The organism is Candidatus Liberibacter africanus PTSAPSY, assembly GCF_001021085.1.
GTDB classification, from domain to species: Bacteria; Pseudomonadota; Alphaproteobacteria; order Rhizobiales; family Rhizobiaceae; genus Liberibacter; species Liberibacter africanus.
In genome coordinates this window covers 688791-703800 of the sequence record NZ_CP004021.1, presented here as the reverse complement: position 1 = coordinate 703800, position 15010 = coordinate 688791, and the positions used below count along the sequence as shown (strand labels likewise).

Sequence of the window (15010 nt, the reverse complement as noted above, 5' to 3'; positions counted from 1 at the left end):
CGGATTTCCATCATCGAAGGATAAATTTAGCATGAAAAAAGCTGATTTCTATCAAGTACTGGGTGTAGATCGCAATGCTAATGATCAAGAACTTAAAACTGCGTTCAGAACTCTAGCAAAGAAATATCATCCTGATCGAAATCAGGGTGATCCTGACGCAAAAGAAAAATTCAGACAAATAAGCGAAGCCTATGACGTTCTCCGCGATTCTCAAAAGCGCGCTCTGTATGACCAAGGAGGCCACGAAGCTCTTGAATATGGCGGACAGTCTTACGGATCTGGAGGATTTGGATCAGGCATGCATGGGAACAGTGTCTTTTCCGAAATTTTCGAGGATATTTTCGGCGGGATGATGGGGGGATCTGGACGCAATCAAAAACGTAGCTCATCGACAGGAGAACCTGGCGCAGACCTTCGTTATAATTTAGAAATATCTCTTGAAGAAGCATTCACTGGGAAAACAGTACAAATTCGTCTCCCTACTGCTACCAAATGCAGTACTTGTTCTGGATCTGGAGCTAAACCAGGAACAAATCCAGTACATTGCAATGTTTGTAACGGATCTGGACGTGTTTATACCACAGCTCAAAGCTTTTTCTCTATTGAACGTGCATGCGTTACTTGCCAAGGATCTGGACAAATCATCTCACATCCTTGTACTAAATGCCGTGGTCAAGGTCGTGTACCAGAAGAGAAAATATTGTCTGTCAACATTCCTCAAGGTGTTGATGACGGGACACGCATTAGATTATCTGGTAAAGGTGAGGCAGGTATTTGTGGCGGTTCTCCAGGAGACTTATATATTTTTATATCCGTTAACAAACATCAGTTTTTCAAAAGAGATGGAGCTGATTTATATTGTGCAGTCCCTATTTCCATAATCACTGCTGCCATGGGAGGAACTTTTGACGTAGCAACACTCGACGCTACACACTCCCGTGTTACTATTCCCGAAGGAACCCAAACAGGAAAACAATTTCGCCTAAAAGGAAAGGGAATGCCAATAGTCAATTCCAGTCGTAAAGGAGATTTATATGTGCAGGTTCAGGTAGAAACACCGCAGAAATTGAACAAGCGTCAACGTGAATTATTAGAAGAATTCGAGCGCATATCCTCAAAAGATAACAACCCTCAATCTACAGGTTTTTTCTCCCGAATGAAGGATTTTTTCGATTCCCTTGGAAGTTAATCATACCATTTGTTCAATAAAATTGTATAAATCAAAAACCAATTTTGCAAATAAAAAGCTATCGCAATAGTAGTATTTTAATATCCATGAAGTTGAATAAGCTCCAGCAAAAGTGATCTATTGATTTATATATTTCAAAAAATAAACGTTTAAATGATCAAGTATACATAGAAAACATCTTTTCTCTTATAATAAAAACGACAACTGCACTGTGGATATGCTGTTTATCCTAAAGTCCGCGATTTTATATTAGGAATATTATTCATATAGAAGTGAGTCTATCTTTTGCCCTAAGTAAATTCACTATGAGCTCCTAATAAATGATGACTCTTCATGCGCCAATATTGTCATGCGCCAATATTGCTTTTGGAGCTGATTTCAGAATCCACGCTCCTATTGATCTATTGTTATACTGGATTAAAACTATCTGCAAAAAACCAATATTAAGATACTTGCCTGGATATATTTTGGGAAACGCAAACCAGAGCGAAAATCTAATTAACAGGATATATCTCTATAAAGTTATATGAAAACATAAAATGTTTAACAGCTTAAAACTTATACTTGTCCGAAAGGCAAATTATGAATTTAATCTAGCAAATATTATATGATCTTCATATGGTTAACGCCACATTCCTCGCATTATGTGCGCAAAGCAAACAGCTATACAATACGACAATAAAACACCATTAATATTCAACTATAAATAATGAATCGTATCTTAAATCTGCGAAACGATTTCTATTATTTGTGAATTAATGTGTTAGTATATCCATTCAAAGAGATTGAACTGCACAGCTCGTTCCATTCACATCCAACACAAGCACGGCGAGTTTGGCCACTCGTAAATGCTTTTCGCATTCGGTGTAAAAATGTAAAATCAAGGCTAATAATTGCACCCTCTGAAATCTGGTATCCTAGGAATGTTCCTACATCACTTTCGGCCATATGATCTCTTTCGCTGATACTTTTGTTAACACAATGTGGTTTATCTACTTCATTAGCTCCAAGAAGTGGCGCACATATGTCATCGGGCCCAGAAACAATAAGGATATCTTCTCCTAACTTCAAACGACTAATAACTGCATTAAAGTTAGCAACAAATACATCACTATATCCCTCTCCAGCATAGGTCAGGATACAAAGCAAATGATGAGGACGCAGCCTGATAGTCATGTTTTCTCAGTTCTCATGAGAAACTTCATCGTTAAAGCCCCTACAAATGATCTGATTACTGCGCCTGTTAAGAAAGGCTTTAAACCTAGAATTATAGCCGGCTTATATCCAATGAGTGTAGCAAGCCATCCTGCCCCGAATAAGATAACAAGAGTATTACTTATTAGCATCCCACTAAAGGCAAGAAAGACGCGATTACCATTCCATCCTCGCTCCGACAACCATCCCATAAGAAACGCAGCAATGGGAAAAGAAAAAATATATCCCGCTGTTGCGCCAACGAAACAATGAATTCCACCAGCACCTCCAGCTAAAACAGGCAAACCCAAAGCGCCTTCAATTAACCATATTATGACCATCATGCCACCGAAACGCCAGCCATAAACTGCACCTATAAGAGTAACAGCAAATGTCTGCATTGTCATTGGAACAGGAATCATTGGCACAACGATATACGATGATAATATTAGAAATAAATTGCCAAAAATGAGCGTTGCGAATTTCCATGCAAGTGATCGATTTTTCAAGAGAGTAAGATTAAAAGCAGGCTTAATTATAGATTCAAATGAATTACTCATATTAAGATCCTTTCTATTTAATTTTATTTGCAAGATTATAATATTAAAAGTAGATTTAATAACAAATTCAAATGTATTTTCTGTATAACATCCTTTATATTTGATATCAATATAATATTGATTTACAATAAAAAATATAAAAAATATAAAAAATATAAAAAATATAAATGATAGTATAATCTACAAAAATCTCCACTGAAAAGATCATACAAGCATTACTTGTTAATGTTAAATAGCGCAGTAAAACAAAACTATGAAAAAGTATATTGACGAAAAAACAGCGCAATGATCAACATAACGCTTGAAAAGACACTATTACGTAAGTCATACAGGAACTGATTTATACCTCAAATAGTGGAGGAGAGAGGGGGATTCGAACCCCCGATACCCTTGGGTACTCCGCATTTCGAGTGCGGTACATTCAACCACTCTGCCATCTCTCCACTAAATATCTTATAAATTTCCTATTAAATAAATAAATATCCCTTTAATCCCATACTTTTCTTGACATAAGATGCAAGTTTGATTAGCTAATATATTAGTATAAACGGGCATATAAAAATAGGATGTCATGATTATTGCTTTACTGCAACGGATAATTTAGTCTTCTTTAGTATTTGTTGATTGTGTTGATGCAAAAATTGCGCAATAGTCAATTTTATTTGCCGATGAAAGGAAATGCATTATGTTTGCAGTGATAAAACATGGGGGGAAACAAAGTATTGTATCTTCTACTGATACTATTACGGTAGAAAAAATTGTCGCTAAAGATGGTGATAATATACGATTTGATAATGTCCTCGCAATCGGGGAAGATAACAATATTTCAATAGGAAGTCCTTGTGTAGAAGGAGCTTATGTTGAAGCAGAAGTTATAAAACAAATTCGTACGAAAAAAGTAATTGTTTTCAAAAAGCGCCGTCGACAGAATTATAGGCGTACCCGCGGGCATCGCCAAGAAATGACAGTCGTACGAATTACTGGTATTGTTACTTAAAGTATTGTGTTTTGAAAAAATATTAAAATTATATAGGAAAATATAATGGCACATAAAAAATCTGGTGGTTCAACGCAAAACGGAAGAGACTCTGCGGGAAGACGTCTCGGTTTAAAAAAATTCGGCGGGCAAGCAGTAATAGCGGGGAATATAATTGTACGTCAACGTGGAACACGTTACCACCCAGGATCTAATGTAGGCATGGGTAAAGATCACACTATTTTTGCACTTGTTGATGGAAATGTACATTTTAAAACCGTTGCAAAAAGAAGACCACGTGTATCTGTAATCCCACGGATAGAAGATGTTAAATAAATCAAGATACTCTTCTATTTTTACTTGAACAGCCGTTACTTTCACGATTTTCTGTTATTAAAACTATACCTTTTACTTGGTTTTTTGCATATATTTTTGACTATAACCAAAAAAAACTAGGAGGTATATTTATTATTAATTTGAAAATCTATATTTCAAAAAACATTTCTGAATTATTAAATACAATTATTATAATTCTAACGGAATTCAATGAAATTTCTAGACGAAGCAAAAGTTTATATTAAATCAGGCGATGGAGGAGATGGAGGAATATCTTTTCGGCGTGAAAAATTTATTGAGTTTGGAGGACCAGATGGTGGATCAGGCGGAAATGGTGGAAACGTATGGATTAAGGCTGTCAATAATCTCAATACTTTGATAGATTTTCGCTATCAACAGCATTTTAAAGCCCAAAATGGTGAAAAGGGAATGAAAAGAAACCGAAGCGGAGCTAAGGGATCGGATGTAATTCTCACAGTTCCTGTTGGGACACAGGTATTTGAGGAAGACGGAGTCAGCCTCATTTGTGATCTCAATCAAGAAGGACACCGCATTTTATTATTACCTGGTGGCAACGGTGGTTTTGGAAATCTTCATTTTAAATCATCCACTAATCAAACACCTTATTATGCTAATCCTGGCATTCCTGGACATGGAAAGATCATTTGTCTTAAATTAAAGTTGATTGCTGATGTTGGTATCATTGGCCTTCCTAACGCAGGTAAATCTACTTTTTTAGCCTCAGTGACAAGAGCAAAGCCTAAAATTGCCGACTATCCATTTACCACTTTATATCCTAACTTAGGAATAGTAAAAGCAGGGTATGAAGAATTAATATTAGCTGATATCCCTGGAATAATTAAAAATGCCCATCAAGGAGCAGGTATTGGAGATCGTTTCCTAAAACATACTGAACGCACTTACATCCTGTTCCATATCATCTCTGTACTTGAAGAGAATGTTCAAGAAGCATATCAATGTGTATCAGATGAACTATCCGCTTATAATAGCCAATTACAACAAAAAATAGAAATAGTAGGACTTTCTCAAATAGATACAGTAGATAAAGAAACTCTCGATAGAAAAAAGAATGAACTGACCACTGTATGCGGGCAGATTCCACTTGAATTTTCATCTATGACAGGACATGGAATACCAAAGATATTGGAATGTCTTCATAAGAAAATTATTTCTATAAGAGGAGAAGATATATTCTAAAGACAAGGTATAATTAACATAAGATAATTGATCGAAATATTTTTTTAAATGCTCATTGCCTAATTTATTTACCAATAAAAAACAATTTTTCTACTAAAATATTTTTTACACATAATCAATCTATAAAATTAGAGTCATAGCGATGCAACAATCTAAACATTTGCAAGATATTATGCGCATGCCAAAAGTTGAAAGTGGTATGAATATAGGTCTATTTGGTGGAAACTTTAATCCCCCACACTACGGACATATAGAAATCGCCAATATCGCTCTTAAAAAACTCAATTTAGATCAATTATGGTGGATAATTACTCCATATAATCCTATAAAACATTATAACATCCCCTCTTCTTTGGAAAAACGCATCGCTTTAAGCAAATCACTTATCAAAAATCCACGTATCCGTATTACTGCTTTTGAGGAATCTTTTAATCAAAAAGAAACATTCCATACAATACTTGAAGTTAAAAAACATAATAAACATGTCAATTTTATCTGGATTATGGGAGCAGATAATATAAAAAGTTTCCACCACTGGCATCACTGGAAAAAAATTGTTATGACAGTTCCTGTCGCAATAATTGATAGACTTGATGTCACATTTAACTACATATCATCTCCAATGGCCAAAACATTTGAACATGCTCGACTTGATGAATCACTCAGTCACAGATTATGCAACACACCTCCACCCTCTTGGATATTTATTCATGATAAACATCATATAATAAGCTCTACAGATATTCGAAAGAAAAAAATAGAGCAAAATACCAACATCTAAAGACTAAATCAGTTTCTAAAAAATCCTTTAAGATTCTAATAAACATATAGCTGAAAGACACAAATCAAATGCCTCGAAAAAAAATTTCAATAATAGCTTGATAGAACATAAAAATATTTTAATGGACATAGTACCTATCAAGAGAAGTCAAAACTAAAAAATAGCGTACAAAAATTCCAAATTAAAACGGATTATAAGTAATTTACTATTAATTTTTCGCACTTAATAGCATGTGGAGTTAGTTATTTATTTTACGTATGCTTGGTGCGCCCGAAGAGATTCGAACTCCTGACCCCCAGATTCGTAGTCTGGTACTCTATCCAGCTGAGCTACGGGCGCTTATAGTATGTATATCTTTTTTAAAGCGATACGAAAAAAATTACAAGGAGAGCATCCCAAAAATATAGCAATTTTTCAAAAAAATAAAAAATTGTACCCAATAAGAAGAGTATTTAATGAAAGTCATCTATACGCAATTTATAATTCCATGTAGCAATAAATCACAATATCTATCCACCTATCTTAAATTTTTAAAAATTCTACTAATCTCCTCTATTACTTCTAATGTTATTTATTTTAACTTCTGAATAAACATGAATCATAAAACCAATGAAGAAATATGATCCCGATATACTAAATTAAGATCCCAATAACTTTATTGATCCCAAAGTAAATAATATTTAAGCAGTGCTTAAAAATTTTCAAAACATGCTTCCAGTAATTTCATCTGCGTTTGAACGTGATTCGATCGATACAACGATAGATCATTGAGATTTGTATTATAAATTTCTTGATCTAACAACACTATCCGCTTTTGCAATTGTAAAGAGCGTTCTACCAGATTTCTAAAAAAGCATGGAAGATCGTTCCACCCAGTAACAGTATAATCTAAATGAGAATAATCAAATTTAATTTTATCTTTTTCTGAGATGACCTGTTCAAGGCTCATATCACCATCTTCCAACGCACGCTGTAACAATAACCAAGAAACCATTTGCATTAAACGCGTTGTTAAAAGAATAGATTCGGAAGTATATAGATTTACAACAACAGGAGGCAACGTCTTAGATAGTACCTTTCCTTCTCGGTCAAAATACAAAGAAGTCTCTTCTATAAGGTGAACACTCTCTTCATAAAGAACTTTTAATCGAATAGAAGAAACCGTTCTATTTATAAAACTAATTGAACCCGAAATACGATTAGACATAGATCAATCCTTATCTAAAATTTCCCAAATCCGCCAATTCCAAAAAGAGCAAATATTCACTCAAGATTTAGAATAAAACTCATAATGGACACAAAAAGCAAAAGAGCCCTTCCGCAATAGAAAACCAATTTGTACTATTTTGAAATAGATTTTTATGTTTTTTCCAAAATTATTGACAATTATTATTCTCCAGATGTCTTTGCCAACATCCTCTTGTTGCTAAACTGTTCATACAAGCACGATGGGATAAAGTGCGTTGTGCAACGACTACATTATCTTTTTTGCCATTCCATACACGTAATGCTGATTCCTGCAAAGCACGACCATAGGAAAAACTTAATTTCCAAGGATGATTTCCGATAGAATTCATTGCCGACAAGCGCGCGGTAGCATCTTGTTCAGACTGTCCCCCAGAAAGAAAAGCTATACCCTGAACAGAACATGGAACTACACGTTTAAATATTTGTATATTTTTAATCGCAATCTCTTCATCTGATACTTGAGGAGCATCTTTCCCTGGAAGGATCATATTTGATTTCAAAACCAATCCCTCAAAACGAACCCTCATAGCATATAATTCATTAAATAATGTGCGTAATACAAATTCTGTAACTTCAGCACAACGTTCAATCGTATGATCTCCATCCATAAGAACTTCAGGCTCAACTATAGGAACAATGCCAGCACTCTGACAAAGAGCCGCGTAGCGCGCTAGTATGTGCATGTTGGCTTTAACAACAGCTATACTCGGCAGCACATCTGAAACAGATAAAACAACTCGCCACTTAGCAACTTTGGCTTCAGAATCTTTATATTTTTGTAATCTTGTATCTAGATCATCTAAACCAATAGTAATAGACTCTTCTGGATATAAAGGAAAAGATCTTAATCCACGATCAACTTTAATCCCAACTAATACACCAGAAGAAGAAATAAGATCTACAAATGGCGTCCCATCTTGCGCATTCTGATAAAGCGTTTCTTCATAAAGAAGGATACTAGAAATATATTGCATAGCATCTTTTGCTCGGAATAGCATTTCTCGATAATCACGTCTTGAATTTTCTGTAGATTCCAAATTTATTGCATTAAAACGTTTTTGTATCGTAGCATTAGACTCATCCGCAGCAAGAATCCCTTTTCCCTCTTGAACTATCTTAGCAACATTACTTTCAAGATCTTCTATCATCTCCCATTATCTCCATAAAAATATTTTTTAAAATAGCTCATCCGTTGAAATACAATAATTATTCAATGGCAACTTGTGTATTTTTTAAATACCAAACAATTATTTTTTTCACTGGTAAACCTCTAATTATTACAAGACAATACAGAGATCCCAGGCAAATCCTTCCCTTCTAACCATTCAAAAAATGCCCCTCCAGCTGTAGAAACATATGTTAATTCCTGGGAAATTCCTGCATGAGCAAGCGCAGCTATAGTGTCTCCTCCCCCTGCAATAGAAATAATGCTGCCTTCTTTGGTTAGTTTAGCTACATAGCGCGCTATCTCAATAGTAGCCAAATCGAATGGTTTTGTTTCAAAAACACCAAGAGGACCATTCCATATTACAGTTCTGGATTGAGCAATAACGTGTTTAATATATTCTACCGTTTTAAACCCAATATCTAAGATCATAGAATCTGGCGGAACATATTCCGTGGGAACAACTTGTGTGGCAATTCCTTCTTTCAATTCTTTAGCGACGACAACATCTTGTGGAATAATAATTTCACAACCACATTTCTTCGCTTCACACATTATCTGATGCACATTTTCAGAAAAATCATTTTGACACAATGATTTTCCAACTCCTATACCTTCTGCCGCTAAAAAGCTATTAGCCATGCCACCGCCAATCACTAGCTTGTTAACTTTTTTTACAAGATTACTGAGCAAAGTAATCTTGGTAGAAACCTTCGACCCCCCAATAATTGCTGTTAAAGGCTTGCAACACGTAGTAAAACAATTCTCTAGTGTGCTCAACTCTTTTTGCATGGCACGCCCAATATATGAAGGCAATACACGAGAGAGACCTTCAACAGAAGCATGCGCTCTGTGAGAAACAGAAAAAGCATCGTTTATGTAAAAATCTCCATTTCGGGATAACATCCTGACAAAATCAGGATCATTTTTCTCCTCTTCTGAATAAAAACGAACATTTTCTGCAAGAATAATACTTCCTTCTGATAGAGAAGCAATTGATTGAGATAATGAAGTACCTATGCAATCCTGCACAAAAAGTATCTTTTTATTAAGGATTGATTCTGCTGTAGAAATCACGCGAGATAAAGAAAACTCTTGATCTAATTTATTCCGCGGACGCCCTAAATGAGAAAGAATAACAATTTTTGCTTTCTTTTCTATAAGCTCAAGAATCGTAGGGATTACACGCTCGATACGCGTAGTATCTGCAACCTTTGATCCTATAAATGGAACATTCCAATCAACACGTAATAAACAACAAAGTCCCCTTATATCCCCAAGATCATCCATGGTTCTAAGACGAATCATCATTCTACCTTTCCACTCAAAACCGAATCCACATAATCACTGAGGCGATAGAACATAATCCTCCCATATCTTTCTTTTAAATACAAAAAGTATAACTCCGATAACAACTACCTTCTACGAAAGATTCGCCATTACAGACGATGTATCCAACATGCGATTAGAAAAACCCCATTCATTATCGTACCAAGACATAACACGAAGAAGATTATTAGAAACCACCTTCGTCTGATCAGCAGCAAATATAGATGAATAGGTAGTATGATTAAAATCTATAGACACCAATGGCTGAGAAACATAGCCTAAAATATTTTTTAACTCTCCTTCGGAGAAAGATTTCATCGCTACATTAATTTCATCAACACTCACACTACGACTTACTACACATGTTAAATCCACTAGAGATACATTAGGCGTAGGAACTCGAATAGATGAACCATCTAACTTACCTTTAAGATTTGGCAAAACTAACTCTACCGCTTTAGCCGCGCCAGTAGATGTGGGGATCATTGATATAGCTGCTGATCGTGCACGATAAAGATCACTATGTCCTGCATCTAAAATATGCTGATCACCTGTATAGGAATGAACAGTCGTCATATAACCTTTTTCAATCCCAAATTTTTTATCTATAACATGAACCAGTGGCACTAAACAATTAGTGGTACAAGAAGCGTTTGAAACAACAAAATCATCTTTATTTAATGATTGGTGATTTACACCATAAACAATAGTTTTTTCTATTCCTTTACATGGCGCAGATACCAAAACACGCTTAGAACCATTCGATAAATGTATAGAAGCTTGATCTTTAGTTACAAAAAAACCAGTACACTCCATAGCCACATCAACATCATCCCATGGTAAATCATGTGGATCACGAATGTTAGTTACCTTTATAGGCCCTAAACCAACATCTATGACATCACCTATAACTTTTACCTCTCTTGGAAATCTTCCATGCACCGAATCATATCGCAACAAATGAGCAATCTTCTCTATAGGATTAAGATCATTAATCGCCGTAATCCTAATATCATCTCGTCCTGATTCAACTGCGGAACGAAGAATACATCGTCCAATACGACCAAAACCATTTATAGCAACTTTACGAACCATTCTTCCCTTCCCCATAATATAAAGAAACATCTAGAAAAATTAAAAAATTACCTTGATATTTTTTTTTCTACTATATCAACAATTGTGACAGCATCGATGCCAAAATGTTGATAAAGCATATCACAAGATCCTGATGCTCCAAAACCCTTCATCCCAACGAAAAAACCATCAGATCCGATAAAAGCATCCCACCCTTGACGTATGCCTGCCTCAACTGCGATCTTAATCGGAGATGATCCTATAATCTGCTCACGATACCTATCTGATTGCTCAAAAAACAATTCAAAACAAGAAACTGATACCACACGAGTAGAAATATTACGATTTGACAATAATTTACATGCTTCTGCGGCAATTTTTAATTCAGAACCTGAAGAAAAAATGGTAACCTGTGCATTAGGACAATTTATATAGTTATACGCCCCGAAAGAACATAAATTTTCTTCTTCAGATTTTTCACGAAGAAACGGCAAATTTTGTCTGGACAACGATATCACAGATGGACGACTCTTTTCCTTAAGAGCTTTTTGCCAACATTCCAGTGTCTCTACTGAATCTGCGGGTCTAAAGACTAAAAGATTAGGAATAGCTCTTAATGCTGCTAAATGTTCTACAGGTTGATGTGTAGGACCATCTTCTCCTACCCCTATAGAATCATGCGTCAAAACATGAATTACCCTAATCCCCATCAAAGATGCTAATCTTATTGCAGGACGACTATAATCAGAAAATACCATGAATGTTCCTGAATATGGGATCAATCCCTTGTGCAATGCTATCCCATTCATCATAGCAGCCATTGCGTGCTCACGAATACCATAATGCAAATAACGGCCTGAAAAATCACTACTCGAAATGGATTTCATTTGACTAGTTTTCGTGCCATTAGAACCAGTAAGATCTGCTGATCCTCCTATGAGTTCTGGCAAACAATCATTCACCTCCTCTAAAACAAGTTCAGAAGATTTTCTAGTAGCAATTGCAGGCTTAGAATGTTCAATTTTTTTCTTCAAATTCATAAAGGTATTATCAAAACAATCAGGGAGTTCATCTGAAAATCGTCGTTCAAACTCTTTCTGAACACTACGATCAACGGAATAAAATCGTCCTTGCCAATCTTCTCTTGATTTAGAAGAACGTAATCCGGCTAAGCGCCATTTTTGCATTATATCATCAGGAATACAAAAGGGATCTAAATCCCAATTCAATGCTTTACGAGTAGCTTTTGTTTCTTCTGGGCCCAACGCAGAGCCATGTACTTTATTTGTCCCTGCTTTACCAGGAGATCCAAAACCAATAATTGTTTCACAAGCAATCATCGTTGGTTTGTCGGATTTCTGAGATTCTCTAAGAGCAGATATTACAGCTTGATGATCATGTCCATTAACAGAAATCGTATTCCATCCAGAAGCACGAAATCTAGCATGTTGATCCGTAGAGTCTGCAAAAGAAATAGAACCATCTATCGAAATACCATTATTATCCCAAAGCACAATTAATTTACTTAATCCAAGATGTCCTGCTAACGAAATTGCTTCTTGGCTTATACCTTCCATTAAACAACCATCACCAACCAATACATAGGTGTGATGATCGATTAACAAACCACCAAATTCATCCCTTAATTTACGCTCTGCAATAGCCATCCCAACAGCATTGGCAATTCCTTGCCCCAAAGGACCAGTCGTTGCTTCGACACCAGAAAAAAAACCATATTCGGGATGACCTGCTGCTTTAGAGCCAATTGTTCGAAATCTTTTTATATCATCAATTGTTATATCTTGATAACCTAGAAGATAGAGTAAAGAGTAGTATAGTATAGATCCATGCCCTGCTGACAAAACAAAACGATCCCGATTTGGCCAAAACGGATGTTTAGGATCAAAAGTCATAAATTCTGTAAAAAGAACAGTGATAACATCTGCCATTCCCATCGGCAAACCAGGATGTCCAGAATTGACATTCTCTATAGCATCTATTGATAAGAATCTAACAGCATTTGCCATCCTTTTATAGTCATAATCATACTTTATCAATACAACATTTCTCCATGATGAAATACTTTGATCTCTTGAAACTGTTCAACTATCCAATCACTGATATGAGAAAAGATATACCTCTCTCGCTTCACTGAATATTCAAAATCCACACTAACTCAATAAAATACTTTGCTCAATAAAAACAGCAAAAAAATAATGTAATTATTACCAAGATGATTAATGCCCTTAAACTTATTCACTGAAATATGCCCTGCTATTTTTTGCAATATTTGAAATAGGGAAACATTTAAAAAACTCAAATCAATGAAGTGCTAATCGCATCATGTGAATAAGGTATAATTTACTATATTATATAAACTAAACAGTTTTTCTCATATAACAAAATATTCATCCAGATACTTTAACTTCTCATCCAAATCGTTTATCTTGATAGAAAAAACGATGAAAATCTACATTTTTTGTTATCTAAAATAATAGCCATGTATCAATAAGGATGTTACATGACCTTACAAGAACAGAAGAACTTGATCCGCAAAGAAAAAAAAACCATGCGCGATAATCTTTCTTACGAATCCCGTCACGAGAAAAGCGTCGCTCTAGCTAATATCGGCGCGAAAGAAATTCCGTTTAAAAAAGGCATGAAAATCGCATTTTTTTATCCTATTCACTCAGAAGTTAATGTAAATATCCTAATCGACAAAATAAAGGACAGGGAATTCTCGTTTTGTCTCCCAGCAATTACGGGGAATAAAATGGTTTTTCGCCAATATGAAAATCCCAAAAATCTTGTAAAATCGTCCTTTGGCACTCTATCACCACCATCATATTATCGTGAAATTAATCCTGATATCATACTAATGCCACTCCTTGCGTTTGATTCTCAGGGAAATCGTATAGGATATGGAAGAGGATATTATGATCGTGCTATAGCTGGTGCACGACTTGAAGGGAAAAATTCTTATCTCGTGGGCGTTGCATTCAATATTCAGGAAACCCCATGCATTAGAGCGGAATCTACCGATATCCGTCTACATGCAATCTTGACAGAAAGTAGATTTCATCAATTTAGTGCGGAGTATACGGAGAAAGCATGAGACTTTTATTCCTTGGTGACATAGTTGGGAAAACAGGTAGATCAATTGTATACGAAACACTACCACGCTTAATTAAAGATTTTAAACTTGATTTCGTAATAGCTAATGGAGAAAACAGCGCTGGCGGCTTTGGCATTACAGAAAAAATATTTTTTGAAATGATGGAAATTGGAATAGATGTAGTAACCACAGGAAACCATACTTGGGATAAAAAAGAGGCACTTGTATTTTCTCAACGTCACCCTCAATTACTACGACCGGCAAATTATCCTCTTGACACTCCAGGGAATGGATCAGGATTGTATCAAACTAAAAATGGAGCAAATATCTTAGTCGCTAATATCATGGGAAGAGTTTTTATGAATCCTCTATTGGATGACCCATTTAAAACCTCTGATAAAATTTTAGAAACGTGCCCCTTAAAAGAACAAGCAGATGTTATAGTTTTTGATTTTCATGCCGAAACAACGAGTGAAAAACAATGTTTTGCACATTTTGTCGATGGTCGTGCTAGCCTTGTAGTGGGCACTCACACACACATTCCTACTGCCGACGCACAGATTCTTGATGGAGGAACTGGTTATATATCCGATCTCGGAATGTGTGGAGACTATAATTCATCCATTGGCTTGGATAAAGAAGAGCCTATTAATCGTTTTGTCACACAAATTCCACGTAATCGTTTTGTGGTTGCAAATGGACCCTCAACATTATGTGGCATTTGTGCTGATATTTCCAATGTAACTGGGCTTACTACAAAAATTTGCCCTATACGCATTGGCCCTAGACTGCAGGAAATACGTCCAAACTTTTGGACATAGCAAA

At 35.5% G+C, this 15010-nt stretch carries 14 protein-coding genes and 2 tRNA genes; 7 read left to right on the top strand and 9 right to left on the bottom strand.

The window, feature by feature from the left end:
• Positions 1-31 precede the first annotated feature (31 nt).
• The gene (gene dnaJ / locus G293_RS03205; protein ID WP_047264279.1) at positions 32-1189 is read left to right on the top strand and encodes a molecular chaperone DnaJ; all 1158 of its coding nucleotides are present in this window, start codon (positions 32-34) and stop codon (positions 1187-1189) included.
• Between the two features lie 744 nt (positions 1190-1933).
• On the opposite strand, the gene G293_RS03200 is transcribed toward dnaJ, so the two are convergent.
• From G293_RS03200 to G293_RS03190, 3 genes are all read right to left on the bottom strand, one after another.
• On the bottom strand, positions 1934-2365 hold the full coding sequence (locus G293_RS03200; protein WP_047264278.1) for a DUF1284 domain-containing protein: 432 nt from the start codon (positions 2363-2365) through the stop codon (positions 1934-1936).
• Positions 2362-2943 carry a biotin transporter BioY gene (locus G293_RS03195; protein WP_047264277.1) on the bottom strand — a complete coding sequence of 194 codons (582 nt, stop codon included), beginning with the start codon at positions 2941-2943 and terminating at the stop codon, positions 2362-2364. The genes G293_RS03200 and G293_RS03195 overlap by 4 nt, the downstream gene beginning before the upstream one ends.
• Positions 2944-3298: 355 nt before the next feature.
• Positions 3299-3386, bottom strand: a tRNA-Ser gene (locus G293_RS03190).
• 242 nt (positions 3387-3628) lie between these two features.
• Here G293_RS03190 and rplU point away from each other — a divergent pair.
• The 4 genes from rplU (at position 3629) to G293_RS03170 (ending at position 6254) form a co-directional block, all read left to right on the top strand.
• Positions 3629-3940, top strand: a complete 312-nt coding sequence (gene rplU, locus G293_RS03185) for a 50S ribosomal protein L21 (RefSeq protein WP_047264276.1) — start codon at positions 3629-3631, stop codon at positions 3938-3940.
• A 45-nt stretch (positions 3941-3985) separates the two neighbouring features.
• On the top strand, positions 3986-4255 hold the full coding sequence (gene rpmA, locus G293_RS03180; protein ID WP_047264275.1) for a 50S ribosomal protein L27: 270 nt from the start codon (positions 3986-3988) through the stop codon (positions 4253-4255).
• A 210-nt stretch (positions 4256-4465) separates the two neighbouring features.
• Positions 4466-5473, top strand: coding sequence for a GTPase ObgE (gene obgE / locus G293_RS03175; protein ID WP_047264274.1), 1008 nt, complete (start codon positions 4466-4468; stop codon positions 5471-5473).
• 142 nt (positions 5474-5615) lie between these two features.
• The gene (locus tag G293_RS03170) at positions 5616-6254 is read left to right on the top strand and encodes a nicotinate-nucleotide adenylyltransferase (protein WP_047264273.1); all 639 of its coding nucleotides are present in this window, start codon (positions 5616-5618) and stop codon (positions 6252-6254) included.
• 262 nt (positions 6255-6516) lie between these two features.
• Here G293_RS03170 and G293_RS03165 read toward each other — a convergent pair.
• The 6 genes from G293_RS03165 to tkt all read right to left on the bottom strand — a co-directional run bounded on the left by G293_RS03165 (position 6517) and on the right by tkt (position 13097).
• Positions 6517-6593: transfer RNA gene (locus G293_RS03165), tRNA-Arg, on the bottom strand.
• Between the two features lie 352 nt (positions 6594-6945).
• On the bottom strand, positions 6946-7461 hold the full coding sequence (locus G293_RS03160) for a DUF1465 family protein (RefSeq protein WP_047264272.1): 516 nt from the start codon (positions 7459-7461) through the stop codon (positions 6946-6948).
• A gap of 169 nt (positions 7462-7630) precedes the next feature.
• On the bottom strand, positions 7631-8650 hold the full coding sequence (locus G293_RS03155) for a class I fructose-bisphosphate aldolase (RefSeq protein ID WP_047264271.1): 1020 nt from the start codon (positions 8648-8650) through the stop codon (positions 7631-7633).
• Positions 8651-8772: 122 nt separating this feature from the next.
• Positions 8773-9975 (bottom strand): phosphoglycerate kinase, encoded by a 1203-nt coding sequence (locus G293_RS03150; RefSeq protein WP_047264704.1) that lies wholly within the window; start codon positions 9973-9975, stop codon positions 8773-8775.
• A 114-nt stretch (positions 9976-10089) separates the two neighbouring features.
• Positions 10090-11091, bottom strand: a complete 1002-nt coding sequence (gap, locus tag G293_RS03145; protein WP_047264270.1) for a type I glyceraldehyde-3-phosphate dehydrogenase — start codon at positions 11089-11091, stop codon at positions 10090-10092.
• Between the two features lie 47 nt (positions 11092-11138).
• Complete coding sequence (gene tkt, locus G293_RS03140) at positions 11139-13097, bottom strand: transketolase (RefSeq protein WP_047264703.1); 1959 nt, start codon at positions 13095-13097, stop codon at positions 11139-11141.
• A gap of 494 nt (positions 13098-13591) precedes the next feature.
• Here tkt and G293_RS03135 point away from each other — a divergent pair, with 494 nt between their 5' ends.
• On the top strand, positions 13592-14185 hold the full coding sequence (locus tag G293_RS03135; RefSeq protein WP_047264269.1) for a 5-formyltetrahydrofolate cyclo-ligase: 594 nt from the start codon (positions 13592-13594) through the stop codon (positions 14183-14185).
• Positions 14182-15006, top strand: coding sequence for a TIGR00282 family metallophosphoesterase (locus tag G293_RS03130; RefSeq protein WP_047264268.1), 825 nt, complete (start codon positions 14182-14184; stop codon positions 15004-15006). Before G293_RS03135 ends, G293_RS03130 begins: the two co-directional genes overlap by 4 nt.
• The last annotated feature ends 4 nt before the right edge of the window (positions 15007-15010 follow it).

What these genes read in the sequence shown, in the direction of transcription:
- G293_RS03150 (WP_047264704.1), bottom strand. Translation starts at nt 9,975, where the DNA reads ATGATTCGTCTTAGAACCATGGATGATCTTGGGGATATAAGGGGACTT.
- obgE (WP_047264274.1), top strand. Translation starts at nt 4,466, where the DNA reads ATGAAATTTCTAGACGAAGCAAAAGTTTATATTAAATCAGGCGATGGA.
- G293_RS03130 (WP_047264268.1), top strand. Translation starts at nt 14,182, where the DNA reads ATGAGACTTTTATTCCTTGGTGACATAGTTGGGAAAACAGGTAGATCA.
- rpmA (WP_047264275.1), top strand. Translation starts at nt 3,986, where the DNA reads ATGGCACATAAAAAATCTGGTGGTTCAACGCAAAACGGAAGAGACTCT.
- G293_RS03195 (WP_047264277.1), bottom strand. Translation starts at nt 2,943, where the DNA reads ATGAGTAATTCATTTGAATCTATAATTAAGCCTGCTTTTAATCTTACT.
- G293_RS03170 (WP_047264273.1), top strand. Translation starts at nt 5,616, where the DNA reads ATGCAACAATCTAAACATTTGCAAGATATTATGCGCATGCCAAAAGTT.
- tkt (WP_047264703.1), bottom strand. Translation starts at nt 13,097, where the DNA reads ATGGCAAATGCTGTTAGATTCTTATCAATAGATGCTATAGAGAATGTC.
- G293_RS03155 (WP_047264271.1), bottom strand. Translation starts at nt 8,650, where the DNA reads ATGATAGAAGATCTTGAAAGTAATGTTGCTAAGATAGTTCAAGAGGGA.
- G293_RS03135 (WP_047264269.1), top strand. Translation starts at nt 13,592, where the DNA reads ATGACCTTACAAGAACAGAAGAACTTGATCCGCAAAGAAAAAAAAACC.
- gap (WP_047264270.1), bottom strand. Translation starts at nt 11,091, where the DNA reads ATGGTTCGTAAAGTTGCTATAAATGGTTTTGGTCGTATTGGACGATGT.
- G293_RS03200 (WP_047264278.1), bottom strand. Translation starts at nt 2,365, where the DNA reads ATGACTATCAGGCTGCGTCCTCATCATTTGCTTTGTATCCTGACCTAT.
- rplU (WP_047264276.1), top strand. Translation starts at nt 3,629, where the DNA reads ATGTTTGCAGTGATAAAACATGGGGGGAAACAAAGTATTGTATCTTCT.
- G293_RS03160 (WP_047264272.1), bottom strand. Translation starts at nt 7,461, where the DNA reads ATGTCTAATCGTATTTCGGGTTCAATTAGTTTTATAAATAGAACGGTT.
- dnaJ (WP_047264279.1), top strand. Translation starts at nt 32, where the DNA reads ATGAAAAAAGCTGATTTCTATCAAGTACTGGGTGTAGATCGCAATGCT.